We start from the raw sequence: 25,065 nt of genomic DNA, 5'->3' as shown, positions 1-25,065 counted from the left end.
AGGAGCCCCGCCGCTTGTCCACCACCGCTTTCCGGCCGGTCGCGCCGAACGAACGCATCGCCACCCTGGACGTGCTGCGCGGGCTGGCGCTGCTGGGCATCCTGCTGATGAACATGGAGGCATTCAGCGGGCCGCTGGACCTGTCCTTCACCGGCATCGACCCGCACTGGCAGGGGCTGGACCGCTGGGCCGACGCCTTCGTCTACGTATTCGTGCAGGGCAAGTTCTTCACCCTGTTCTCGCTGCTGTTCGGTGCCGGCTTCGCGGTGATGGCGCAGCGTGCCGAGGTGGCCGGGCGCGAGTTCACCCGCTTCTACCTGCGCCGCAGCCTGGGCCTGCTGGGCATCGGCCTGGCGCATGCGCTGCTGCTGTGGTCCGGGGACATTCTGGTCAGCTATGCGCTGCTGTCGTTCATGCTGCTGGCCTTCCGCGAGGCGCCGCGCGGCTGGCTGCCGGCGCTGGGCGTGGTGGCCTATCTGGCCGCCGCGGTGCTGGTGCTGCTGCTGGGGGCGATGGTGATGCTGCTGCCCGGCGATGCGATGGCGGCGCAGGCCGACGCGGCACGCTCGGCCATCGAGGCGCAGCGACAGGTCTACGGGCACGGCGGCTACCTGCAGGCCGTGGCGCAGCGGCTGCGCGATTTCGGCACCGCGCTGGGCGGCCTGCTGGTGGTCGGGCCGCAGGTGCTGGGCATGTTCCTGATCGGCGCATGGTTCGCGCGCAGCGGCGCGATCGCGCGGCCGGGCGACTACCCGCGGCTGTTCGGCTGGCTGCGTTGGGCAGCGTTGCCGCTGGGGTTGGCGGTGATGCTGCTGAGCGCGGGCTGGCAGCCCTACCTGGCGCCGGGCCGCTTCGATCTGGGGACAGCGGCCGTCTATGCCCTGAACGCACTGGCCGGCCTGCTGATGTGCCTGGGTTACCTGGCCTGGGGCGTGCGCTGGAGCCACCGGCTGCACTGGTTGGCGCCGGCCGGGCGCATGGCGCTGAGTAATTACCTGCTGCAGTCGGTGCTGTGCACGCTGCTGTTCTACGGCTACGGGCTGGGCCTGTTCGAGCAGATGGGGCGGGCGTGGCAGCTGCTTTTCGCGGTCGTGCTGTTCGCCGCGCAGGTGCTGGGCAGCCACCTGTGGCTGAAGCACTTCCGCTTCGGGCCGATGGAGTGGCTGTGGCGTGCGTTCACATACTTGCAGTTGCCACCACTGCGTCGCCGCGCCGGGGGCGCGCCCTAGAATGGGGCGGTGAAATCCCCCCATGACGATGTACTGATCATCGGTGCCGGCGCGACCGGGCTGGCCACCGCGCTGGCCCTGTCCGATGCGGGACGACAGGTGCGGGTAGTGGATGCCGGCCGCATCGGCGGCGCCACCTCGCACGGCAACTGCGGCACCATCACTCCCAGCCATGCGCCGCCGCTGGCCGCGCCCGGCGTGTTGTCCAAGGCGCTGCGCTGGATGTTGTCGCCGCAGGCGCCGCTGTACATCCCGCCGCGGCCGGACCCGGCGCTGTGGCGCTGGCTTTTCCACTTCGCCGCACGCTGCAACGCACGCGACTGGCAGCGCAGCGCGCGCGGCCGTGCGGCGCTGCTCAACGATTCGCGGCAGCGGCTGGCCGACTGGGTGCGGCGGTATTCGCTGGACTGCGAGTTCGCCGAGAAAGGGCTGGACTACGTGTTCCGCGAGCCGCGCAATTTCGAGCGGCACGCGGCCGAATGCGCGGCCCTGCAGGCGTTGGGCATCGCCACCGAGGTCATCGACGGTGGCGATTACCTGCGGCAGGAGCCGGCGTTCAACGACGGCATCGTCGGCGCGATCCGCTTCCCCGGCGACGCCAGCCTGCGCCCGGACCGCTACACCGCCGAGCTGGGCCGGGTGCTGCGCGGGCGTGGCGTGGTGATCGAAGAGCAGTGCCCGCTGCTGTCGTTCGAGCCACGGGCGCAGGACGTCCGCGTCCGCACCGGCAACGGCGAGCGCCACGCGCGCGAACTGGTGCTGGCCACCGGCGCCTGGTCGCCGCGCCTGGCCGCGCAGGTCGGCGTGCGCGTGCCGATTCAGGCCGGCAAGGGCTATTCGATCACCGCCAGCCGGCCGGCGCAGGTGCCCGGCCGGCCGGTGGTGCTGAAGGACCGCTCGGTATTCGTCATCGCCTGGGACGGGTGCATGCGCGTGGGCGGGACGATGGAATTCTCCGGCCACGACCGCCGCCTCAACGCCACCCGCCTGCGCGCGCTGGAGGATGCCGCGCGCCAGTACCTGCGGCAGCCGCTGGGCGAACGGGTGCACGAACGCTGGTACGGCTGGCGGCCGATGACGTGGGACGACATGCCTGTGCTGGGCCGTTCGCCGAAACATGCCAACGTATGGCTTGCCGCCGGGCATGGCATGCTCGGCATCAGCATGAGCAGCGGCAGCGGGCAATTGATGGCCGACCTGATCACCGGGCGGGCGCCGGCCATCGACCCCACACCCTACCGCGCGGAGCGCTTCCAATGAGGCAGGTCCAATGACGGCACGGCAATACGATGTGGTGGTACTGGGAGCCGGCTCCGGCGGCCTGGCCGCGGCGTTCCGCGCCGCCGCGCACGGCGCGAAGGTGGCGATGCTGGAGCCGTCGGCATTGGGCGGCACCTGCGTCAATGTCGGCTGCGTGCCGAAGAAGGCGATGTGGCTGGCCGCCGACCTGGCCGAGCGCATCGCGCTGGCGGCGAAGCTGGGTTTCGACGTGCCGGCCACGCCGGCGCTGGCGTGGCCGCAACTGCTGCAACGGCGGCAGCAGTACATCGACAACATCCACGCCAGCTACCGCAGGCGGCTGCAGGAAACCGGCGTGGCCCACATCGCCCGTCGTGGCCGGCTGCTGGATGCGCGCACGGTGGAGTGCGACGACGGCATGCGGCTGCAGGCGCGGCACATCGTCATCGCCACCGGCTCGCATGCGCTGAAGCCGGCGCTGCCCGGCGCCGGGCTGGGCGGCACGTCGGACGATTTCTTCGCGCTGCAGGCGGCGCCGTCGCGGGTGGCCATCGTCGGCGGTGGCTACATCGCGGTCGAACTGGCCGGCGTGCTGCATGCGCTGGGCAGCGAGGTGGCGCTGCTGGTGCGCGGCCAGCGCCTGCTCGGCGGGTTCGACGCCGAACTGGCCGGGCAACTGGCGGAAAACCTGCGCGCGCAGGGCATCGGCGTGCATTTCGACTGCCGGGTGCAGGCGCTGGAGCAGCGGGAAGGGTGCATCCATGCGCGGTTGGATGGCGGGCCCGGCGATGCCACGTTCGACACCGTGCTGTTCGCCACCGGCCGCGCCCCGAGTACCGGCGGGCTGGGACTGGAGCAGGCCGGCGTGGCGCTGGACGACACGGGCGCCATTGCCGTCGATGCCTTCCAGAACACCTCGGTGCCCGGCATCTTCGCGGTGGGCGACGTGACCGGGCGGGCGATGCTGACGCCGGTGGCGATTGCCGCCGCGCGGCGGCTGATGGACCGCCTGCATGGCGGCCAGGCGGATGCGCGGCTGGATTACGACAACGTGCCCAGCGTGGTGTTCTCGCATCCGCCGCTCGGCAGCGTCGGCCTGGGCGAGGAGGCCGCGCGCCGGCGCTTCGACACGGTGACGACCCACCACAGCCGCTTCCGGCCGATGTTGCAGGCGCTGGGCGACGGGCAGGGGCGCACGCTGTTCAAGCTGGTCTGCGCTGGCGAGGAGCAGAAGGTCGTCGGCATCCACCTGCTGGGCGAGGGTGCCGACGAGATCCTGCAGGGTTTCGCCGTGGCCTTGAAGGCCGGCGTCACCCTGCGGCAGTTGCAGGACACGGTCGCGATCCACCCGACGTCGGCCGAAGAAGTGGTGCTGATGCGATGAAGCGGGGCGAAGGAACGGTGCGCGGGCCGGTCAGGGCGGCTGCGTCGCGGGGCAAGCAAGCGGCGGCCGACCCGACGGTTGGCCGCGCCCGCATCCTCGGCGTGATCCGTGCGATTCCGCGCGGGCAGGTGATGGGCTACGGGGAAGTGGCGGCCAAGGCCGGCCTGCCGGGCCGCGCGCGGCTGGTGGCGCGCCTGCTCGGCGACAACGACGACCCGGCATTGCCGTGGCACCGGGTGCTGCGCTCGGATGGCCGCATCGCCATGCCCGAAGGCTCGGCCGGCTGGCGCGAACAGTGCCAGCGCCTGCGCGCGGAGGGCGTGGCGGTCGAAAATGGCCGGGTCAAGCGCGCCCGGCCGGTGCGCAATCTCGATGCGGCGATCTGGGGACCGGGGTAGCCCGGCTGCTGGCCGATAAGCGCAATGACAAGGATCCCCGGTGCTGCCGGCCAACGGCCGGTGCTACCGGATGTATCCGGGGAAAGCCCCCTGAGTCAGGGGGCGGCCGCGAAGCGGCGGGGGTGTGGAAGAGCGAGATGGGGCCCGCGGTTTGCAACGCAAATCGTGGGGCGTCAGCGCGGAGGCGATGACGCTTCTCCCCTGAGTCAGGGGGCGGCCGCGAAGCGGCGGGGGTATGGGTGAGCGAGGTGTGGCCCGCGGTTTGCAATGCAAATCGTGGGGCGTCAGCGCGAAGGCGATGACGCATCCCCTATCATGGCGGCAGTTTTCACGGATACCGCCATGTTCCCGCGCCTGCCGACCATCACCAAGACGCTGCTGATCGCCAACATCGCCCTGTTCCTGCTGCAGATGCTGCCGCAGACCGCGGGGATCTTCGAGCAGTTGGTGCTCTGGCCACTGGGCTCGCAGGACGTGATCCCGGGTGCGCCGGGGTTCGAGCCGTGGCAATTGCTGACCTACGGTTTCCTGCATGGCGGCCTGAGCCACCTGTTCTTCAACATGCTGGCGCTTTTCATGTTCGGCGCGCCGCTGGAACTGACCTGGGGCGAGAAGCGCTTCCTCACCTATTACCTGACCTGCGTGGTCGGCGCCGGGCTCTGCCAGTTGCTGGTGACTGCATGGGCCGGCGAGTACGGCCCGGTGCTGGGGGCTTCGGGCGGCGTGTTCGGCCTGCTGCTGGCCTACGGCATGCTGTTCCCGAACCAGCGGGTGATGCTGCTGTTCCCGCCGATCCCGATGAAGGCGCGCACCTTCGTCATCGTGTTCGGCGCCATCGAGCTGATGCTGGGTTTCACCGGCTGGCAGCCGGGCGTGGCGCACTTCGCGCACCTGGGCGGCATGCTGTTCGGCTGGCTGCTGATCCGCTACTGGCGCGGGCAACCGCCGTTCAACAAGCGTGGAGGTGGCGGGCGGCCGAACCACCTGCGCCGGGTGAAGTGACGCGCAACGCGCGTCACCCGTAGATGCGGGGCTTGCCCCGCATGGGGCCTTGCCGGGAAAGCCGCGTGCCTGTCCCGAAAAGGGATGCAAGCACAAGCCCGGCACCTGCGAAAGGCAGGCAATGAAAAGGCGCGGGAATCTCCTGCGCCTTTTCGTGATTCATGCTGGCGAACCGATCAGCGCCAGATACGAATCTGCTCGGCCTCGACGCGCTGCATCGGCTGCCCCGGCTTGCACTGGAACGCCGCACCGAAGGCCGGCAGGTTGGACAGCGGGCCGTTGCTGCGCCACTGGCCGGGGGCGCGGATTTCCGAGGTCAGCCGCTGCACGGCCTCGTTCGGCGAAACCTGCTGCGGCCACAGCGATGCCCAGGCGCGGAAGAACGCCTGCTGCTCGGCCGGCTTGGCTTCGGGCTGGGCGGCAGTGAAGGCTTCCCAGGCGATCTCCACGCCAGAGAGGTCGGCCATGTTCTCGTCGCGGGTCAGCTCGCCGTTGACCTTGGCGTCCTTGACGCCGGGGAAGGCATAGGCACTGTATTGCGCGGCGACGCGGTTGCCGATCAGCGTCCAGGCGCTCTTGTCGGCCGGCGCCCACCAGCTGCGCAGTTCGCCCTTGGCATCGACCAGCGCGCCCTTGGCGTCGATGGCGCGGCTGATCTCGTGCGCGACCAGCGTGCCGTAGGCGCCGAACTTGCCGGCCACGCCGTTGGCGTCGGCGAAGATCGGCCCCTGCAGGGCGGCGGCGGTGACGATCAGGCGGTTCTGCGCCAGGTCGTAGGCCAGCGCCGGCTGCTGCGGCAGCACGTCCCAGCGGCGGTCGGCGTTGCCCTTGCCGATGCGCTTCATTTCCTGCGTGTGGCGCCACGCCGAGGCGATCAGCATGTTGCCGCCGAAGCTGCCGCGGCCCATCGGCTGCACGGTGTAGTCCAGGTCGCGCAGCGGCTTGCCGATCTCGATCTTGAGCGCGGCCAGCTTGGCCTCGGCCTCGGCCTTGGCTTCCTCGCTCAGCCAGCCGTTGCGCTTGACCGCGGCGATCTGGGCTTCGCGGATCTGGTCCACCATCAGCCCGGCCTGGCGCAGTGCGTCGCGGTTGACGTAGGTAGCGGCGTACTCGTGGCCGAGCATCGGGCCGGCGGCGACGTTGATCGCGTCCAGCACCTGTTCCCAGCGCGCCGGGGCGATGACCTGCCCGCGCAGGACGCGGCCGCGGAATTCGAACTCGGCGTCGCGGTAAGCCTTGGACAGGTAGGGCGCCATCGCATCGCCCACGCGCCAGCGCAGGTAGGCCTTCCACTGCGCGGCCGGCAGGCGGGTGATCATGCCGTTGAGCTGCTGGAACAGCGCCGGGTCGGCCAGCGACACGAGGTCGTCGTTCACGCCCTGCGCCTTGAGGAAGGCGTCCAGTTGCAGGTTCTTGTAGCGGCCGGTGAACTCCTTGGTGGAGACCGGCGCGTAGTTGTTGAACGGGTTGTTGATGCCGGCCACCGACTGCGCGTGGCGGGCCAGTTCGGTCTCCAGCTGGATGACCTGCGCCGACTCGGCGTCGAGCTTGTCGGCCGCGGTGCCGGTCAGCGCCAGGATCTGCTTGACGTAAGCGCGGTAGCGGCCCATCAGCGCCACGGTGTCGGCATCGGTGCGGGTATAGAAGGCCGGGTCGGGCAGGCCCATGCCGCCCTGCATGAAGTAGCCGATGTGGCGGTCCAGCGCCTTCAGGTCCACGTCCGGGGCGAAGTTGAACGCCACCGGGATGCCGACCTGGTGCAGCGCGGCGATCGAGGCCGGGACGTCCCTGGCCTTCTTGATCGCGTTGATGCGGCCCAGCAGCGGGGCGATCGGGTTGGAGCCGTCGGCTTCCACCGCGGCCTCGTCCAGGCCGCTGGCCCAGAAGTCGCCCAGCAGCTTCTGCACGTTGCCCTGCGGCGCGTTCATCGCGTTGTCGAGCAGCTGGCGCTGCTGGGTGCGGGCGTTGTCGGCCAGTTGGCCCAGCGCGGTCACTGCGCCGGCCTGCGGCACCGGGTTCGCCTTGAGCCAATCCGCGTTGGCCTGCCCGTAGAAATCGGTGCAGGCGGGGCTGACCGCCGGCGCGGGGGCGGCCTTCCTGCGCGCCGCGTCGGCGCCGGGCGAGGACAACACGGCGGCGAGGCCGAAGGCCAGTGCCAGGGGAAGCGGACGAACGATGGGCATGTGCAGCGAATCCGTGGAGGATTGAAAGTGGGCGGATTCTAGCAAGCCGGGTCGGGGCGCGATGCCACGGCGGTGGCATTTCCGGCGGCGGCCGATGCCGCCCCATGAAAAACGAAGGCCCGGAGCAATCCGGGCCTTCGTCGCTGCAGCGGAATCAGCCGCGGCTTACCAGATCACCACCTGCTTGTCGCCGCTGCGGGCCATCGGCGAGCCGGCCTTGCACTGGAACGCGGCGGCGAAGGTCGGCAGGTTCGACGGCGCGCCCATCGCGCGGAACTGCGCCGGTGCGTGCGGGTCGGTGGCCAGGCGGACCTTGGCGTTCTCCGGGGTGTACTTGGTGCGCCACACCGTGGCCCAGTTGAAGAAGAAGCGCTGGTCGCGGGTGAAGCCGTCGACCTTCGGGTCCTCCTTGCCTTCGCTGGCCTTCTGCAGGGCGTCGTAGGCGGTGGCCAGGCCGCCCAGGTCGGCGATGTTCTCGCCCAGGGTCAGCGAGCCGTTGACGTTCTGGTCGCCGACCTTGTAGTCGTTGAACTGGCTGACCAGCTTGCCGGTCAGGCCCTCGAAGTTCTTCTTGTCGGCCGGGGTCCACCAGTCTTCCATGTTGCCGGTCGGCCCGAAGCGCGCGCCCTGGTCGTCGTAGCCGTGGGTCATCTCGTGGCCGATCACCGCGCCGATGCCGCCGTAGTTCAGCGCGTCGTCGGCGTTCGGGTCGAAGAACGGCGGCTGCAGGATGGCGGCCGGGAACACGATCTCGTTCTGCATCGGGTTGTAGTAGGCGTTGACCGTCTGCGGGGTCATGCCCCACTCGGTCTTGTCCACCGGCTGGCCGATCTTGGACAGCGCCCACTTGTAGTTGAACGCGGTGGCGGCGCGGATGTTGCCCAGGTAGTCGTCATGCGCGGTCTGCAGGCCGCTCCAGTCACGCCACTTGTCCGGGTAGCCGATCTTCGGGGTGAAGGTCTCCCACTTGGCGATGGCCTTGGTCTTGGTTTCGTCGCTCATCCACGGCAGGTTCTGGATGCGCTCCTTCAGTGCCGCGGCCAGGTTCTTGACCAGGTCTTCCATCTTGGCCTTGGCTTCCGGCGAGAAGGCGACCTTGACGTACATCTGGCCGAAGGCCTCGCCGGCCTCGCCCTCGATGGTGCCCAGCACGCGCTTCCAGCGCGCCTTCATTTCCTTCTGGCCATTGAGGGCCTTGCCGTAGAAGTCGTAGTTTTCCTGCACGAAGGCATCGCTCAGGTATGGCGAGGCGCCATCGACGGTGTGGAAGCGCAGGTAGGCGCGCCACGCGGCCGGGTCGGTGTCGCCCAGCATCTTGCTCACTTCCTCGTGGAAGGCGGGCATGGCCAGCGAGAACTTCTCCGGCGCGGCGACGCCCTGCGACTTGAAGAACTCGCTCCAGCTGAAGTTCGGGGTCAGCGCGTCGGCATCGGCCACGCTGACCGGGTTGTAGTACAGCGACACGTCGCGCGACAGCTCGACGCTGGACTTGGACGCCTTGGCCAGGCGGGTCTCGAACTTGACCACCTCTTCGGCCTGCCTTGCGGCCTCGTCGGCGGCCACGCCGGACAGTTCCAGCACCTTGGCCACGTGGGCCTGGTAGGCCTTGAGCTTGTCGGCCTTGCCGGCGTCGGTGTAGTAGGTGGTGTCCGGCAGGCCCAGGCCGCCCTGCATGGCGTAGGCCATGTTCATCGACGAATTCTTGAAATCCGCTTCCGGGCCGAAGCCGAACAGCACGTTCTCGCCCTTGGCCGCGCTGCTGCGCAGGTAGCCGGCGATGGCATCCTTGTCGGCCAGCGCGTCGATGGCCTCCAGGTCGGCCTTCAGCGGGGTGATGCCCAGCGAATTGATCGTGGCTTCATCCATGCCCGAGGCCCAGAAGTCGCCGACGATCTTTTCCACGCCGGTGGCATCCTTCATCGCCGCGGCCTGCTCGGCCAGCTGGTGCTGCACGGCGACCGAACGCTCGTCGAGGATGGTGAAGGCGCCCCAGCTGGTGCGGTCGCCGGGGATCTCGTTGGCGGCCAGCCACTTGTCGTTGACGTAGCCGCCGAAGTCGGTGCAGGCGTCCTTGCCGGCGTCCAGGTCGGCCGCGGTGAAGGCGTTGTAGGCCGGCAGCTTGGATTCGTCCAGCTTCAGCTCGGTGGCGGCCGCGGCCGGGGCGGCAGCATCGGTGGCCGTGGCTTCATCTTTCTTGCAGCCGACCAGCGCGGCCGAGACGGCCAGGGTCAGCAGGAGGAACTTGGGTTTGCGAGCGATCACGTGAATGGCCTCCGGGCCGGAATCAGGGCATGAGCAAGGCCCCGTCCACGGGGCCTTGCGTCGAAAGATACGCCTGCAACCGTCACCGAAGGTGTGTCGAAGGTCATGGCGGCCGCCGTGGGTGCTATACAGCCGGCATGGCGAACGAATCTTCACGGCCGTGGGACGCGGTGCTGGTCGGCGGCGGCCACAACGGGCTGGTCTGCGCGGCGTACCTGGCCAGGGCCGGCAAGCGGGTGCTGGTGCTGGAACGGCGCGATGTGGTCGGCGGCGCGGCGGTGACCGAGGAGTTCCACCCCGGCTTCCGCAATTCGGTGGCGTCCTACACCGTGTCGCTGCTGCAGCCGAAGGTGATCGCCGAGCTGGAACTGGAACGCCACGGCCTGCGCGTGGTGCCGCGCCGGATCAACAACTTCCTGCCGCTGCCCGACGGCAACTACCTGCTGGCCGGCGCCGGCCGCACGCAACGGGAAGTGGCGAAGTTCTCGCAGCGCGATGCCGAGCGCCTGCCCGAATATGAGCGCAGGCTGGAAATTTTCGCCGACGTGTTGCGCGCCACCGCCCTGCAGGCGCCGCCGAACGTGACCGATGGCGGCTGGCTGCGGGCATTGCCTGAACTGTGGAAGGCCGGCCAGCTGGGCCGCCGCCTGCAGGTACTCGATGCCGGCCTGAAGCAGGAACTGCTGGACCTGTTCTCCATCTCCGCCGCCGAATACCTGGACCGCTGGTTCGAGAGCGAACCGATCAAGGCCCTGTTCGGTTTCGACGGCATCGTCGGCAACTACGCCAGCCCGCATGCGCCCGGTACCGCCTACGTGCTGCTGCACCACGTGTTCGGCGAGAGCAACGGGGTAAAGGGCGCATGGGGTCATGCCATCGGCGGCATGGGCGCGATCACCCAGGCGATGGCGCGCGCGGCGACCGAAGCCGGTGCCGGGATACGCACCGGCGCGGGTGTCGAGAAGGTGCTGGTGGAAGCGGGCAGGGCAACCGGTGTGGTGACGTCGGCGGGAGAAGTAATCCGTGCCCGCGCCGTGGTCGCCAACGTCAACCCGAAGCTGTTGTACGAGCGCCTGCTGGCGCCGGACGAAGTGCCGGCCGCCACCCGCGAGCGGATGGCGAACTGGCGCTGTGGCTCGGGGACCTTCCGCATGAACGTGGCGCTGTCGCGCCTGCCGGATTTCAGCGCGTTGCCGGGGCCGGGCGATCACCTCACCGCCGGCATCATCATCGCTCCCAGCCTGGACTACATGGACCGCGCCTGGCTGGATGCGCGCCGCCATGGCTGGTCGCGCGAGCCGGTGGTGGAAATGCTGATCCCGAGCACGCTGGACGATTCGCTGGCACCGCCGGGCCGGCACGTGGCCAGCCTGTTCTGCCAGCACGTCGCCCCGCAGCTGCCGGACGGGCGCAGCTGGGACGACCACCGCGAGGAAGTGGCCGACCTGATGATCGCCACCGTCGAGCGCCACGCCCCCGGCTTCGCCGCATCCATTCTGGGCCGGCAGGTTCTGAGTCCGCTGGACCTGGAGCGCAGCTTCGGCCTGATCGGCGGCGACATCTTCCACGGCGCCCTGAGCCCCAACCAGCTATTCAGCGCCCGCCCGATGCTGGGGCAGGCCGACTACCGCGGCGCCATTCCCGGCCTATACCTGTGCGGCTCCGGCACCCATCCGGGGGGAGGGGTGACCGGTGCGCCGGGGCACAATGCGGCGAAGGCCGTGTTGTCTGCCTGACCATCTGCAAGGAACGGATATCAGTGGATGAAAAAGAAAAGGGAGGTGACATTCGTCACCTCCCTCTGAAGGTACAGCCTTTCTAGCGCTTAGAACTTGTACTGCATGCGCGCGAAGAAGGTACGACCGTACCAGTCGTACTGCGAAGCGTACAGCGGAGCATTGCCATAGACCGTACCCGCACTTGCGGAAATCAGGTCCGGTGCCTTGTCGAACAGGTTGCGCACGCCCACCATGATCGCCCAGTCGCCCATGTCGTAGGCGGTGGAAATGCTGTGGCGGAACTGCCAGCCGGCCTTGATATCGCGGGTTGCCCCTTCATAGCCGGAATAGGTGAACGCGGGATTCAGATCCAGATTGGACGTGCTGCTCACGTATTGCCCCTGCCAGTTGAACGTCCAGTCGCCACGTTTCAAGCTGACATTGGCAATGCCCACCGTCTTCGGATTACCGATGTAGCCGATCCGGTTCGACGTGGAATTGCCACTTGCCGAGGCCGAATCGAAGTACTGGGTGGTGTCCTCGATGGTGTACGTGATCTGCGCCTCGGCGGACAGCTTGCCGAAGGAGAAGTCGTTGTCGTAGTTCACCTGCAGGTCATAGCCACGGGTACGCTCGCGGTCGATGTTGATGTAGGTGTTGTAGATGTCGCGGATCGAGTTGGGAGCAGCCGGATCGGTCGGACTGTTGCGAACAATCTGGTTACAGAAATTGTTCGGATAGACCGCCGATGCATAGCAGCCGTAAACGATGTCGTACTCGTCCAACTGGGTGATTTCGCCACGGACCTGATAGTCGAAGTAATCCAAGGCGACGTTCAGATTGGCGAAAGTCGGGGTCCACACCAGGCCCAGCGTCTTGGCCTTGGAGGTTTCCGGCTTCAGGAAGCCCTTGCCGCCACCGGAGTGGATGGTCGCACTGCTGCCGGTACCTGCGTAATTGTCCGGAATACCGGCTGCCGCGCAGCCCGCGCGCAGCAGATCATTGTTGCTGTCACCCCACAAGATGCAGGGGTCAATGTTCACCTGGTTCTGGAAGCCGGTCTGGTCACCCAGATACAGTTCGAACAGGCCCGGTGCACGATACGAGGTGCCCATCGTGCCGCGGACCCGCAGCGATGGGATGATCTGCCAATTCAGGCCGGTCTTCCACACATGGTCGCTGCCTTCCACCGAGTCGTATTCAAATACACGACCGGACAGGTTGGCCGACAGCGACTCGATACCCGGGATACCCTTGAGCAGCGGTACGTCGATTTCAGCAAAGGCTTCCTTCACCCTGTCGGTACCTTTGGTGATGTCGGCGGTGCTGCTGCCCCATACCGAACCGCTACGCGTGAACTCCGATGGCGTATCGTTGATTTCGTACCTGCGGAATTCGACGCCGACCGCGGTGGCGACATCGCCAGCGGGCAGGGCGAACAGATTACCGGTAGCAATGGCGTTCGCAGTGGCCTGCGTGTAGACAGTGTTGCCCGTATGCCAATGACCAATGGCATCGACCAGTTCGCTCATGCGCTCGCCGCTGAGGAAGCCGGGATCGAAATAGTCGACCAATGCATCGCCACTGTTCGCCCTGGTCAGGTCACCAGTACGCGAGTTGTCGATTGCCAGGTTGGAGTAGTCACCACTGGAGCGGCTGTAAGTACCGTTGATTTCCCACGCCCAGCTGTCGGTCGACTTGAACAGGCCGTCAAGCTTGGTCGCGCCATAGAAATAATCCACCGTCACCTTGTTGTCACTGGGGAACGGCATGATCGGTTCGTAGTACTCGCCATCGGCTTCGTTGTAGACAACCGGGAAAAACTGCCGATAGTTATGCGTTTTGGTCTCGCGACGGTTATACAGGAACTGGGTTTTCCAGTTGAAATTATCGAAGCTGAAGTCCGATGCCGCGTACAGCGTGGCACGCTCGCGCTGGTTGATCACTTCGGCGCTGTCCCAGAACTTGTAGTTCAGGACGTCTTCGTAATAGGCACCATTCGGGTTGTTGGCATAAGTCGGACTTGGGTACGGCCGTGGCTTGTAGCCCGGGAACGGACCGATGGTGCTGCCGTCCTTGGTCGGGACATAACGTATCGTGGAATCGAAGTAGTTGATGATGGTGTTGGCGTAGAGGTTGTTGCACCCGGCCAAGTCAGTGCCTTCCAGGATGGACTTGTCAGCCCGGTCGATACGCTGGCCATCCGTGCCCCAGACCATGTCCTGGTTGCAACGCAGGAAGTCACGATCACCGTAGGTGAGGGCATTCAGGCGATCCCACTGTGCGGCTGCAACGATGCTGCCCTTGTCGAAATTCCAGCCGTTGGCGATGGAGGCGGAGAATTGCTCACCACCGCCATGCTGCGGGACGCTCATCGAGTAGGTCATCGTCGGTCGGTCGACGCTCTTGCGCGTGATCAGGTTGACCACGCCGGCAAGGGCGTCAGAACCGTAGATCGAGGACGAGCCGTCCTTCACGATCTCGATGCGTTGCAGAATGGCCTGCGGAATCACGTTCAGGTCGAATGCGCCGACCTGTCCACGGGTACCGGCTGGGCCGGGGCGCTGGCCATCCAGCAGGATGAGGGTTCGGTTGGCGCCCAAGCCACGCAGCGAAACGGTCTGCACGCCGGTGCCGCCTTCGACGATGTAGCCGCCGAACTGGTTGTTGATCTGGGTGGAGCCGGCCGCGATGGCGGAGGTTTGCAGGAAATCGGCGGTATCCATCTGGCCGGAGGCGATGCCCTTCTCGACCGAGATCACCTGCACGGGGGAGGTTGTCTCATATTCCGGCCGCTTGATCAGGGAGCCGGTTACCGTGATCGTGTCCAAGTCCTTGGCGCTTTCGGTCTTGGTGCTGGTCTTTTCGGCATCCGCCTGGTCCTGTGCGAACGCAGGCATGGCTTGCAATGCAGCAATCACCGCAATGGCCAGTGGTAGACGCTGGAGCCCGCTCTTTACGGACTTGTTCATGTATCTCTCTCCTGAATGATGTGCACGGTTCTGACCGATGTTACGTATCGGTTAAGCAAATGTAAGGGCAAAGATGTTACCGGCGCAACAGTTGCACTGGTAGCTCATCCGGGACGGGGTTGCTTTGCTGTTCCTGTCCTTTAGAGCCCCCCCGGGCCGCACTCATTCTTCAGGAAACCTTCGATCAGCCCCAGGGTTTCCCGCTGTTGCCGTGGGTACCAAGGCATCTGGTGCTGCTGATCGGCGATCAGGTGAAACTGTGCCGGGACCTTACCCTTGACCGCCTCATAGAAGCTCTGGGCGTGGAACGATGGGGTGCGCACGTCACGATCGCCGACGAACAGCATCACCGGGATGTTGGCCTTGTCGGCGTTCTTCATCGGGTCCATACCCTTGACGGTCTGTCCCTGGAGAATGCGCTGCAGGCGGTTGTCGCTCCATGACGTGCCCAGCCGCGCCAAGTCTGTGACAGGGGCCCCGGCAATGGCGCACTGGTAAGGGGAGTCGGGGCGTACCGTGGCGGCTGCCGCAGCAAACCCGCCATACGAGTAGCCGAAGATGGCGATCCGATCCTTGGATGCGATGCCTTGGGAGACCAGCCAGGCGGCGCCGTCATCATTGTCATCGGACATTTTTTGTCCCCACTCGCGGTCGCCGGCCATCCACAGGGCGCGGCCTAGACCCGACGACCCGCGATACTGCGGGCGCAGGACTGCATAGCCCCGCGAAGTGAGGAATGGCACCCAGCCGGAACCATCCCAGCCCATGCGGTCCCGTGACCACGGGCCGCCGTGTGGGTGGATGATGGTCGGGAGCGGAGCGTCCCCCTGCTTCCAGTTGGCAGGAAGGTCAAGGATGGCGGGGATCTGAAGGCCGTCACGGGCGGTATAGGTCACCCAGCGTTCTTCACCGGTGGCATCCTTGTCGAGCCAAGGGCGTTGTCCGCCGAGATTGACCACTTTCTTCTTGTCCAACAGAACGTGGTAATTGGTTGGATGGCTGGAGCTGTTTGTCTGGAAGAGAATGCGGGAAAAGTCGTCGTTATAGCGGGAAATATCGACCTGCTCGCCTGGGAATGCCTGTTCCAGTGTTTCCTGGATGCTTTTGAGCGTGGGGTCGATGTAGACAGTCCGCATGGCGGGGCCGTCAACTACGAAGCCGATCACTTGGTTGAAATTGCTTTCCCGTGAACTGAAGAGAAGGCCCCCGATGGAGAAATTGGGGTCGGCGAGCGCAGGTTCGTCATCGAACTTTTGCTGTTTCGGATCATACAGGCGCACCTGGACCTTGTCGGAGAACTGGTCAGTGAGTACGTAGTACTTGCCGGTGCTGTCATCCACGCCCGCAACATCCACCGAATTGCGTTCGGAGAGCTTGGTCGTCAGCGGCTTCTGCGGTACGAATTCACCACTGGCTGCGTCCAAAATGAGGACCTGCTGTTCGTAATCGCTACCGATAGGCTCGATCTGCGACTTGGCTAGGACCTTGCCCGTGCGGCGATCGAACAGTGCGGGTGAAGCACGGGTGCCGCCACGGAACAACAGCTCTGTCTGCTTGGTCTTGAGGTTGTAGAGGTAATAGTTGGCCATCATGCTCAATTCGTTGAGCTGGCGGATGATGACTTTGTCCGGATCAAGCGGAAGCCGATCCATCAGCGATGCGGTGCCGCCAAGTTCCATGCAGCGTTGGGTTTGCTCGCTGACGCCAACCTTGCGGGTGTTGTCGGCAAAGGCTTCTTCGAAATTCTTCTGATCATCGCCGGTGAGATAGGCCTTGAACATGAAAGTCTTGGTGGCACCATTGATGCTGCCTTCCCCGCACCCACCCAACTGCCCGGTCCATTCCTGACGGCCTATGGTCAGGATCTTGTCTGCTTTCAGAGCCTCTGCGGCAACGAATTTCATGCGGTCGCCAGAGGGCGTGACGACTTTGGGGCCCGCCGTCAGTGAATCGGTGTCCCATGTTGCAAGTGCGGTTTCCTCAGGATTCTGCGGGGAAGGAATGAGGGCAACCAAGTGCTTGCCATCCGGACTCATGGAAACGGATTGAATCGCGGGCAAGCGGGCCAGATCCTCAATGGCAATGGGTTGCGCGGCATGGGCGGCAGCGGCACCGTTTACCATGACAAACGCGATGGCGCTGGTAAGCAGGGAACGGCCAATATTCACGGGCATATCTCGACCTCTTTGGCTGATGCGGTAGCGACTTGAAAACTCAAGCTGACTGAAATGTGAACAGCTCGGGAAAGGTAGCAGATATGCGGCGCATGCTGCAGTGGCTATCGTTGGCCGGACATGCTTGTCTGGCACGCATGGAAATAAGCAGGTATGGGACACTGGCGGCAGTTCCTGTGAGATTTGCGTATGTCCTCCCGTTCTGCAGCCCACCGTGTTCAACCTGGTCTCTCCCCCCATCCCCGCATCCGCAACGTCATCGCGGTGGGCTCCGGCAAGGGCGGGGTGGGCAAGTCCACCACCGCGGTGAACCTGGCCGTGGCGTTGCAGCAGCTGGGTGCACGGGTCGGGGTGCTGGATGCCGACATCTACGGGCCGAGCGTGCCGGCGATGCTGGGGCTGAGCGGGCGGCCGGAGAGCCCGGACAACAAGTCGATCGAGCCGATGCGCGCGTTCGGGGTGGAAACCATGTCGATCGGGTTCCTGGTCGATCAGGATTCGCCGATGATCTGGCGCGGGCCGATGGCGACCTCGGCGCTGACCCAGCTGTTCAAGGACACCCGCTGGGACGACCTGGACTACCTGATCGTCGACCTGCCGCCGGGCACCGGCGACATCCAGCTGACCCTGGCGCAGAAGATCCCGGTGGCCGGGGCGGTGATCGTCACCACGCCGCAGGACATCGCCACGCTGGACGCGCGCAAGGCGCTGAAGATGTTCGAGAAGGTCGAGGTGCCGGTGCTGGGCATCGTCGAGAACATGGCGGTGCACACCTGCTCCAACTGCGGCCATGTCGAGCACCTGTTCGGCGAGGGCGGCGGCCAGCGCATGGCCGGGCAGTACGGGGTGCCGCTGCTGGGCTCGCTGCCACTGGACATCGGCATCCGCGAACAGGGCGACGTGGGCACGCCGATCGTGGCCGCCGCGCCCGGGTCGGCGGCGGCCAGAGCCTACGTGGCGGCGGCGGAGCGGATGGTGGAGGAGCTGGGCAAGCGCCCGCGCGCGGGGATTCCCATCGTTTCGTCGCTGGTCTGAATTCCTTCGTAGGTGCGGGGCTTGCCCCGCACGAGGCTTTCACGGCAAGGCTCCATGCGGGACAAGCCCCGCATCCACGTCAATGCGGGGCTTTGCCGCGCGCCAAGACGCACGCGCAACAGGCTAGAATTGCGCCTCCTGCAGGCATTGGGACCCCGAATGAGCATCAAGAGCGACCGCTGGATCCGCCGCATGTCCGAGCAGCACGGCATGATCGAGCCGTACGAGCCGGGACAGGTCCGCTTCGCCGATAACGGCGGGGTCGACGGCCGGCGCATCGTCAGCTACGGCACCTCCAGCTACGGCTACGACGTGCGCTGCTCGCGCGAGTTCAAGGTGTTCACCAACATCAACTCGACCATCGTCGATCCCAAGCGCTTCGACCCGAAGAGCTTCGTGGACATCGAGGCCGACGAGTGCATCATCCCGCCCAATTCGTTCGCGCTGGCGCGCACGGTGGAGTATTTCCGCATCCCGCGCGACACGCTGGTGGTGTGCCTGGGCAAGAGCACCTATGCGCGCTGCGGCATCATCGTCAACGTGACGCCGCTGGAGCCGGAGTGGGAAGGCCACGTGACCCTGGAATTCTCCAACACCACGCCGCTGCCGGCGCGCATCTACGCCAACGAGGGCGTGGCGCAGATGCTGTTCTTCCAGGCCACTGCCGACGACGTCTGCGAGACGTCGTACAAGGACCGCGGCGGCAAGTACCAGGGCCAGACCGGGGTGACGCTGCCGCGCACCTGAGGGTTGCAGGGGGCACCCGCCCGCGGTGCCCGCGTGCTTCGATCACCCGGCCGTTGCCTGGTCCAGCACCTCGATGTCCAGCGTCGGCAGCACCCAGAAGCCGCCGGGCATGCCACGGCACATGCCGCTCTGGTATTCGGAAGTCGGCACGAAGTGGGCGCCGTCCCAGGTCCAATCGGCGTGCGACCAGCAATCGCCCAGCCCGCGCCCCTTGTGGTCGGCGCTGATCTGGCCGGCGTCGTAGTCGGTGCCGTCGGTGGTCACCAGCCGCGGCAGGAACGGCGCATGGTCGTCGGCGACCCAGTAGCCCGAGCCGGCGTTGTAGGCGGCGAGCCAGCACGGGGTGGAAACCAGCACCCTGTGGTCGTCGAGGCGGTCCACCTGCAACGGGGCGTCGGCGGGAAGCTCGTCGAAGCGCTCGCAGTCGCCGGAGGCGCCGTCCAGCGTGGCACGCAGGGCGGCCCGCAATTCCGGTGAACGCGCCAGCGCGTCGTCACCGGGGTGCGGCGGCGACATCGGGGGGCGCCGCACCACCGGTGCCGGCAAGGGCGGCGGTACCGAGGCTTCGCTGCGGGTCCCCCTGCGCACCAGCGCGCCTGGTGTGTCCAGGCGACCCTGGAATTCGTCCATCTTCAGCAATACCGCCGCCGCGCCCTGGTCGGACAGCTCCCAGCGCCTGCCGTCGCGGTGTGCGACGTGGATGCGGCTGTCGCGCAGCAGCGCCGCCAGCAATGCGCCCGACTGCGCCCGGCTCAAGGCATGGCCGCCCTGTTCGCCGTCGGCGCCCAGTGCGCCCAGGTCGCGTCCGTCGATGTGCAGGTGCAGGTCGGCGGCGGCCGGTTCGTCGGTATCGCTCACCTGCAGTTCGGCGTTGACTGGCTGGCCGGGGCCGGCATCCCGGGTGAGCAGCACGCTGGCGCCATCTTCGCCACCTTCGGGGGCATAGCCGGCGGCGCGGCAGGTGTGGGTGTTGTCGCAGACCAACTGCCAGTCGGAGTGGGAGAACTCCAGGCCGTTGTCGGCCGCGCGGGTGGTGGCGGCTGCGGCGAGGAAGAGGATGGCGCAAAGCAACGGGCGGGCGAAGGTCATGGATGTTCCTTGCGGGACGGAGCCGGCCGTGGGTGGCCGGCTCCGGGAGGCCTTACCTGCGACGCACCAGCAGGCGGTAGCTGCCGCTGGCCGAGGCGTCGAAGCTGTGCGCCATCAGCACGTAGCGGCCCGGCTCCAGCTCGACTTCCAGGTTCGGGTCGAGGCTGCCGTCGCCATCGTCCTGCGAGGCGACTTCCTCGCCGCCGCGCATCAGCGTGACCATGCCGTCCAGCCCGTTGATGCCGGTCATGCGGATGACGTAGCGGCCCTTGCGCGGGATTTCCAGCGTGTAGAGGTTGCGCAGCCCGGAAACCAGCTGGCCGCTGGTCTCGCGGCCCAGCACCAGCGCCGGCTGGGCCGGGCCATCCGGCGCGGGGGCGGTGCTGGTGGCGAGCTGGAAGATGCCGCCGCTGCTGTTCATCGAGCGCACCGAGACGTTGTATTCGCCCGGCTCCAGCACCTGCGTCAGGCGCGCGTCGACGCCGTTGCCGCCGTCGTCGTCGCTCAGCGTGAAGTCGGGGCCCTGCAGGGTCAGGTAGCTGTCCAGTTCGCTGCCGCTGGCGTCGAACTGGACGCGGCGGCGCTCGGGCAGGCTGAACACGAAGCTGCGGGTCTCGTCGCTGCCGATGAAGCCGCTGACCGTGCCATCGACGGGCAGGGCGCTGCCGTCCTCGAATGCCATCCCTTCGGGAATGGCCGTCTGCCGCACGTCGAGGTAGAAGGCGCCGTTGTCCTCCGAGAAGGAACGCGCGGTCAGGGTGTAGCTGCCCGGCTGCAGCGGCGTGACCAGCCGCGAGTTGGTGCGGTTGCCGCCGTCGTCGTCTTCCAGCGACAGGTTGTCGCCGGACAGTTCGAGCCGGGTGTCGAACGCGTCCGACTCCAGGTTGATGGTGTACAGGCCGGGCTGGTCCACCTGCAGGGTGTAGGCCTGGCTGCTGCCGAGTAGCCAGTCGGTAATGCGCTGGCCGGCGGCCAGCGGCTTGCCGTCATAGGCGTCGATGGGCTCGGCGCTCAGGTGGAACGGGCCGAACGCGCGAGCGTCGGCGCCGCTGACCGCGACCAGGTACTGCCCGGCCTTGTCGGCGCGGAAGCTCAGTTGCGTGCCGCTGCCTTCGCTGCAGCCGCAGCCGCTGGAGCGGTTGAGCAGGGTGTCGCGCTGGAACACGGAAAGGGCGCCGTTCAGCGGGCCGTCCAGCTTCAACGACACGGCCTGGCCGGCGGCCAGCTGCAGCGAGAACACCTGGCTGCGGCTGCCGTCGCTGTAGTTCAGCGCGGCGGCGGACGTGATCTCGCCGCTGACGTCGCCATTGCTGGCCAGCGGGCGGATCGGGGTGGCGGCATGGGCGAGCGGGCTCAGGCTGGCGGCGATGGCAAGGCCCAGCAATCCTGCTGTGAGTTGCTTCACTTGGGGGTTTCCTTGGTTGGGTGGGGTGTGGCGATGGGCGCCGGCCGCGCGTGGAGCGCAAGCCGGTCGGTCGGGAACTGCGGGGCCGGTGGCAGCCACCGGCCCGTGCCTGCTCAATCCGCTTCGACGGCGGCTGCCTCGGCCGCGGCAGCGGCGGCTTCCGCTTCGCCCTTGCGGTTGCTGTTGGCCGGGGTGGCCGCGTCGGTGCCGAGGTCGGTGGTTTCCAGTTCGAACACGCCCTGCTGGCTGCCGAGGCTGGAAACGGCGACGGTGTAGCGCCCCGGGCCCATGCGCAGGGTGAGGCGGGCGTTGGTGCCGTCGCCGCCGTCGTCGTCCTCGGCGTCGATGCCCGGGCCGGTGACGTGCAGCACCGGGTCGAAGTTGTCGGCGATGGCGTCGAACTGCAACTGGCGGGTGCCGTCGAGGGTGAGCGCGAAGCTGCGGCGGCCGCGCGAGTCGATCATGCCCGGCGTGGTCTGGCCGATGGCCAGCGCGGTGCCGTCGCGGGTGGCCAGGCCCTTGTCGACCGGGGTCAGGCCCACGCGCAGCTTGAACGAGCCGGTGCCGCCGTTCAGCGCCGATGCGCCGATGCTGTAGTCGCCCGGTTCGAGGTAGGCGCGGATGCGGGCGTTGAGGTTGCCGCCGCCGTCGTCGTCCTCGATGTCGGTGTTGCGGCCGCTCAGGTGCAGGTAGGTGTCCAGCCCGCCCGACTCCATGCTGATGGTGTAGATGCCGGCCTTGTCGACCTTGAGCGTGTAGTCCTGTTTTTCGCCCACCAGCCAGTCGATGGCTTCGCTGTCGGCGACCAGCGGCTTGCCGTCGTACGGGGTGACGCTGCTGCTGTCGAGCTTGAACGGGCCGAATGCGTCGGCGCCGGCGCTGTTCACCGCCACCAGGTAGGTGCCGTCCTTCGGCGCGCGGAACGCCAGGCTCACCGTGCCGGCATTGCCGCTTTCCGCGTCCTGCCCGCGGGCGGAGGCGGTGGCCAGCAGGGTCTGGCCGTCGAATACCGACAGCTGGCCGTTGAGCGAGCCGCCCAGTTCCAGCGCGATGGCCTCGCCGTTCTTCAGCGTGACCTTGTAGCCCTGGTGGCGGCTGCCGTCGTTGTAGTTCAGGCGGCTGGACGAGGTGATTTCACCGGTGACGCTGCTGCCGACGGCAAGGCCGGGGGTGCCGTCGCCGGCGCCGCTGCCGAGCTTGTGGCAGGCGGCCAGCGCCAGGGCAAGGGAGATCGCGGTGAAAAGGCGGGCGGGGCGTGTGTTCAAGCGTAAGTCCTTTGGCTTGGCGGGAAACCGCGATGGGTGCGGAATGGCGCGATTCTACCGGCAAGCAGGCGCCGGCCACGCATGTTCCGGCAGCCTGCCCGGGGGATGATGGGCGGGCGTGGAATGCTAGAATCGCCAGCTTGTCTGCATTGCCACGAGCCGACCATGATCGAACTGAATCCCGTCCGCCAGCGAATCGCCGATCTGACCGATCGGGTGGTATCGCTCAGGGGGTATCTTTGACTACGACGTCAAGAAAGAACGCCTTGAGGAAGTAACCCGGGAGCTGGAAAACCCGGACATCTGGAACAACGCCGAATACGCGCAGAACCTCGGCCGCGAGCGCTCCCTGCTGGAGAAGACCGTGGTCGGCATCGCCAGCGTGCTCGATGGCATGACCGAGTGCAGCGAGCTGCTGGAACTGGCCGAGAGCGAGCAGGACGAGGACACCGCGCTGGCGGTGGTCGCCGACCTGGACAAGTACCAGAGCCACGTGGAGAAGCTGGAATTCCAGCGCATGTTCTCCGGGCAGATGGATTCGGCCAATGCCTTCGTCGACATCCAGGCCGGCGCCGGCGGCACCGAGGCGCAGGACTGGGCCGAGATCCTGCTGCGCATGTACCTGCGCTGGGCCGAGAGCCGCGGCTGGAAGACCGAGCTGCTGGAAGTCTCCGGCGGCGACGTGGCCGGCATCAAGTCGGCGACCTTCCGCGTCGAGGGCGACTTCGCCTATGGCTGGCTGAAGACCGAGATCGGCGTGCACCGGCTGGTGCGCAAGAGCCCGTTCGACTCGGACAACCGCCGCCACACCAGCTTCACCTCGGTGTTCGTGTCGCCGGAAGTGGATGACAGCATCGACATCGACATCAACCCGGCCGACCTGAAGACCGACGTGTACCGTTCCTCGGGTGCCGGTGGCCAGCACGTCAACAAGACCGAGTCGGCCGTGCGCATCACCCACGTGCCGACCAACACGGTGGTGGCCTGCCAGACCGAGCGCAGCCAGCACGCCAACCGCGATCGCGCGATGAAGATGCTGGCGGCCAAGCTGTACGAGTTGGAAGTGCAGAAGCGCAATGCCGAGCGTGACGCGCTGGAAGCCACCAAGTCCGACATCGGCTGGGGCAGCCAGATCCGCAACTACGTGCTCGACCAGAGCCGCATCAAGGACCTGCGCACCGGCATCGAGCGCAGCGACACGCAGAAGGTGCTGGACGGCGACCTGGACGAATTCGTCGAGGCCAGCCTGAAGTCCGGCCTGGAGGCCGGCTCCAAGCGCATCGACGCGTAAACACCTCGTTTTGCCCCTGTAGGAGCGACGCAAGTCGCGATGAAGCTTTACCGGTGAATCCGGTCGCGACTGACGTCGCTCCTGCAGAAAGTCAGAAAACTCCCCACGTACCGAACATCGCCGCCATGACCGACCAGACCGCCACGCCCCCGCCCGCCGACGAGAACAGCCTGATCGCCGAGCGCCGCGGCAAACTCAAGGCGCTGCGCGAGCAGGGCATCGCCTTCCCCAACGATTTCCGCCGCGAGCAGTTCGCCGGTGCGTTGCAGGACGAGTTCGCCGATGCCGAACACTGGAGCGCCGAGGCGCTGGAAGCGGCCGGCCGCACCGTGAAGATGGCCGGCCGGCTGATGGCCAAGCGGGTGATGGGCAAGGCCAGCTTCGCGCAGATCCAGGACGAGTCCGGGCGCATCCAGCTGTTCCTGCAGGCCACCGCGCTGGACGAGGCCTATGCCGCGTTCAAGGGCTGGGACGTGGGCGACATCATCGCCGTCGAAGGTGGGCTGACCCGTACCAGGACCGGCGAGCTGTCGGTCAAGGCCTCGGCGATCCGGCTGCTGGTCAAGTCGCTGCGGCCGCTGCCGGACAAGTGGCACGGGCTGGCCGACGTCGAGCAGCGCTACCGCCAGCGTTACGTCGACCTGATCGTGACGCCGGAGTCGCGCGAGGTGTTCATCAAGCGCTCGAAGATCATCCGCGCGATGCGCGCCTGGCTGGACGCACGCGACTTCCTAGAAGTCGAGACGCCGATGATGCACTACATCCCCGGCGGCGCGACGGCCAAGCCGTTCACCACCCACCACAACGCGCTGGACCTGGACCTGTACCTGCGCGTGGCGCCGGAGCTGTACCTCAAGCGGCTGGTGGTGGGCGGGCTGGAACGCGTCTACGAGATCAACCGCAACTTCCGCAACGAGGGCGTGAGCACCCGCCACAACCCCGAGTTCACCATGATGGAGTTGTACGAGGCCTACGCCACCTACAACGAGGTGATGGACCTGACCGAAGGCGTGATCCGCGACGTGGCCCGGCAGGTGTTGGGTACCACCGAAGTGGAGTGGGACGGCGCGAAGATCGACCTCGGCCCGGCCTTCCGCCGCTGGCGCATGGACGAGGCGGTGCGCCACTACAACCCGGAGATCAGCGCCGCCGACTGCACTGACCGCGATGCGCTGCTGCGCCACTGCGAGCGGCTGAAGATCCGGGTCAAGCCGTCGTACGGCTGGGGCAAGCTGCTGCTGGAAATCTTCGAGGCGACGGTGGAGGACAAGCTGGTGCAGCCGACCTTCATCACCGACCACCCGGTCGAGGTCTCGCCGCTGGCCCGCGCCAGTGACAGCGAGCCGGGCTATACCGACCGCTTCGAGCTGTTCGTCAACGGCAAGGAGCTGGCCAACGGCTTCTCCGAGTTGAACGACCCGGAGGACCAGGCCGCGCGTTTCCGCGCGCAGGTCGAGGCCAAGGACGCCGGCGACGACGAGGCCATGCATTTCGACGCCGACTACATCCGCGCGCTGGAATACGGCATGGCCCCGACCGGCGGGCTGGGCATCGGCATCGACCGTCTGGTGATGCTGCTCACCGGCCGCGCCTCGATCCGTGACGTGCTGCTGTTCCCGTACATGCGCCCGGAAGCCTGAGCGCATCGCCGATGGCGGAAACGAAAGGGCCT

At 66.9% G+C, this 25,065-nt stretch carries 17 protein-coding genes; 10 read left to right on the top strand and 7 right to left on the bottom strand.

Annotation, left to right across the window (positions count from 1 at the left end; translation table 11 throughout):
- Positions 1-14: 14 nt before the first annotated feature.
- The 5 genes from MIC98_RS11095 (at position 15) to MIC98_RS11075 (ending at position 5,252) form a co-directional block, all read left to right on the top strand.
- The gene (locus MIC98_RS11095) at positions 15-1,229 is read left to right on the top strand and encodes a DUF418 domain-containing protein (protein ID WP_239737204.1); all 1,215 of its coding nucleotides are present in this window, start codon (positions 15-17) and stop codon (positions 1,227-1,229) included.
- A gap of 9 nt (positions 1,230-1,238) precedes the next feature.
- A complete protein-coding gene (locus MIC98_RS11090; protein WP_239737203.1) occupies positions 1,239-2,489 on the top strand; it encodes an FAD-dependent oxidoreductase in 1,251 nt (416 codons plus the stop codon).
- Between the two features lie 10 nt (positions 2,490-2,499).
- Positions 2,500-3,852 carry a glutathione-disulfide reductase gene (gorA, locus tag MIC98_RS11085; protein ID WP_239737202.1) on the top strand — a complete coding sequence of 451 codons (1,353 nt, stop codon included), beginning with the start codon at positions 2,500-2,502 and terminating at the stop codon, positions 3,850-3,852.
- Positions 3,853-3,944: 92 nt separating this feature from the next.
- Positions 3,945-4,250, top strand: coding sequence for an MGMT family protein (locus tag MIC98_RS11080; protein ID WP_275452849.1), 306 nt, complete (start codon positions 3,945-3,947; stop codon positions 4,248-4,250).
- A 342-nt stretch (positions 4,251-4,592) separates the two neighbouring features.
- A complete protein-coding gene (locus MIC98_RS11075) occupies positions 4,593-5,252 on the top strand; it encodes a rhomboid family intramembrane serine protease (protein WP_057641062.1) in 660 nt (219 codons plus the stop codon).
- 176 nt (positions 5,253-5,428) lie between these two features.
- Here MIC98_RS11075 and MIC98_RS11070 read toward each other — a convergent pair whose 3' ends face one another.
- Both MIC98_RS11070 and MIC98_RS11065 read right to left on the bottom strand, forming a co-directional pair.
- Complete coding sequence (locus MIC98_RS11070) at positions 5,429-7,435, bottom strand: M13 family metallopeptidase (RefSeq protein ID WP_239737201.1); 2,007 nt, start codon at positions 7,433-7,435, stop codon at positions 5,429-5,431.
- Positions 7,436-7,600: 165 nt separating this feature from the next.
- Positions 7,601-9,694 carry a M13-type metalloendopeptidase gene (locus tag MIC98_RS11065; RefSeq protein WP_239738147.1) on the bottom strand — a complete coding sequence of 698 codons (2,094 nt, stop codon included), beginning with the start codon at positions 9,692-9,694 and terminating at the stop codon, positions 7,601-7,603.
- Positions 9,695-9,834: 140 nt separating this feature from the next.
- Here MIC98_RS11065 and MIC98_RS11060 point away from each other — a divergent pair, with 140 nt between their 5' ends.
- Positions 9,835-11,433 carry an NAD(P)/FAD-dependent oxidoreductase gene (locus MIC98_RS11060; RefSeq protein ID WP_239737200.1) on the top strand — a complete coding sequence of 533 codons (1,599 nt, stop codon included), beginning with the start codon at positions 9,835-9,837 and terminating at the stop codon, positions 11,431-11,433.
- Positions 11,434-11,522: 89 nt separating this feature from the next.
- Here the strand turns inward: MIC98_RS11060 and MIC98_RS11055 are convergent, their stop codons facing one another.
- Entirely contained in the window at positions 11,523-14,387 is a 2,865-nt protein-coding gene (locus MIC98_RS11055; RefSeq protein WP_239737199.1) for a TonB-dependent receptor, read from the bottom strand.
- A 140-nt stretch (positions 14,388-14,527) separates the two neighbouring features.
- Positions 14,528-16,510 carry a prolyl oligopeptidase family serine peptidase gene (locus MIC98_RS11050; RefSeq protein WP_239738145.1) on the bottom strand — a complete coding sequence of 661 codons (1,983 nt, stop codon included), beginning with the start codon at positions 16,508-16,510 and terminating at the stop codon, positions 14,528-14,530.
- Between the two features lie 240 nt (positions 16,511-16,750).
- Between MIC98_RS11050 and apbC the strand changes: the two genes are divergently transcribed.
- A complete protein-coding gene (gene apbC, locus MIC98_RS11045; RefSeq protein WP_239737198.1) occupies positions 16,751-17,596 on the top strand; it encodes an iron-sulfur cluster carrier protein ApbC in 846 nt (281 codons plus the stop codon).
- A 159-nt stretch (positions 17,597-17,755) separates the two neighbouring features.
- On the top strand, positions 17,756-18,343 hold the full coding sequence (gene dcd, locus MIC98_RS11040; protein WP_057641050.1) for a dCTP deaminase: 588 nt from the start codon (positions 17,756-17,758) through the stop codon (positions 18,341-18,343).
- Between the two features lie 42 nt (positions 18,344-18,385).
- Here dcd and MIC98_RS11035 read toward each other — a convergent pair whose 3' ends face one another.
- From MIC98_RS11035 to MIC98_RS11025, 3 genes are all read right to left on the bottom strand, one after another.
- Entirely contained in the window at positions 18,386-19,432 is a 1,047-nt protein-coding gene (locus MIC98_RS11035) for a DUF1176 domain-containing protein (RefSeq protein WP_239737197.1), read from the bottom strand.
- A 52-nt stretch (positions 19,433-19,484) separates the two neighbouring features.
- Positions 19,485-20,837, bottom strand: a complete 1,353-nt coding sequence (locus tag MIC98_RS11030) for an ABC transporter substrate-binding protein (RefSeq protein WP_239737196.1) — start codon at positions 20,835-20,837, stop codon at positions 19,485-19,487.
- A gap of 113 nt (positions 20,838-20,950) precedes the next feature.
- The gene (locus MIC98_RS11025; RefSeq protein WP_239737195.1) at positions 20,951-22,102 is read right to left on the bottom strand and encodes a PPC domain-containing protein; all 1,152 of its coding nucleotides are present in this window, start codon (positions 22,100-22,102) and stop codon (positions 20,951-20,953) included.
- Between the two features lie 165 nt (positions 22,103-22,267).
- Between MIC98_RS11025 and prfB the strand changes: the two genes are divergently transcribed.
- Both prfB and lysS read left to right on the top strand, forming a co-directional pair.
- Positions 22,268-23,393 (top strand): peptide chain release factor 2 gene (gene prfB / locus MIC98_RS11020; RefSeq protein WP_152979565.1). Its coding sequence is split into 2 segments (ribosomal slippage): positions 22,268-22,342 and positions 22,344-23,393, totalling 1,125 coding nucleotides; the frame shifts between segments, so codons are not numbered across the junction.
- 125 nt (positions 23,394-23,518) lie between these two features.
- Positions 23,519-25,033: a lysine--tRNA ligase gene (gene lysS, locus MIC98_RS11015; protein ID WP_239737194.1), complete on the top strand. Its 1,515-nt coding sequence runs from the start codon at positions 23,519-23,521 to the stop codon at positions 25,031-25,033.
- Positions 25,034-25,065 lie beyond the last annotated feature (32 nt).

The sequence above is a fragment of the Stenotrophomonas sp. NLF4-10 genome, assembly GCF_022359915.1.
Classification (GTDB): Bacteria; Pseudomonadota; Gammaproteobacteria; order Xanthomonadales; family Xanthomonadaceae; genus Stenotrophomonas; species Stenotrophomonas daejeonensis.
The sequence above is the reverse complement of the archived record's forward strand: the minus strand, read 5'-3'. Positions and strand labels throughout refer to the sequence as shown.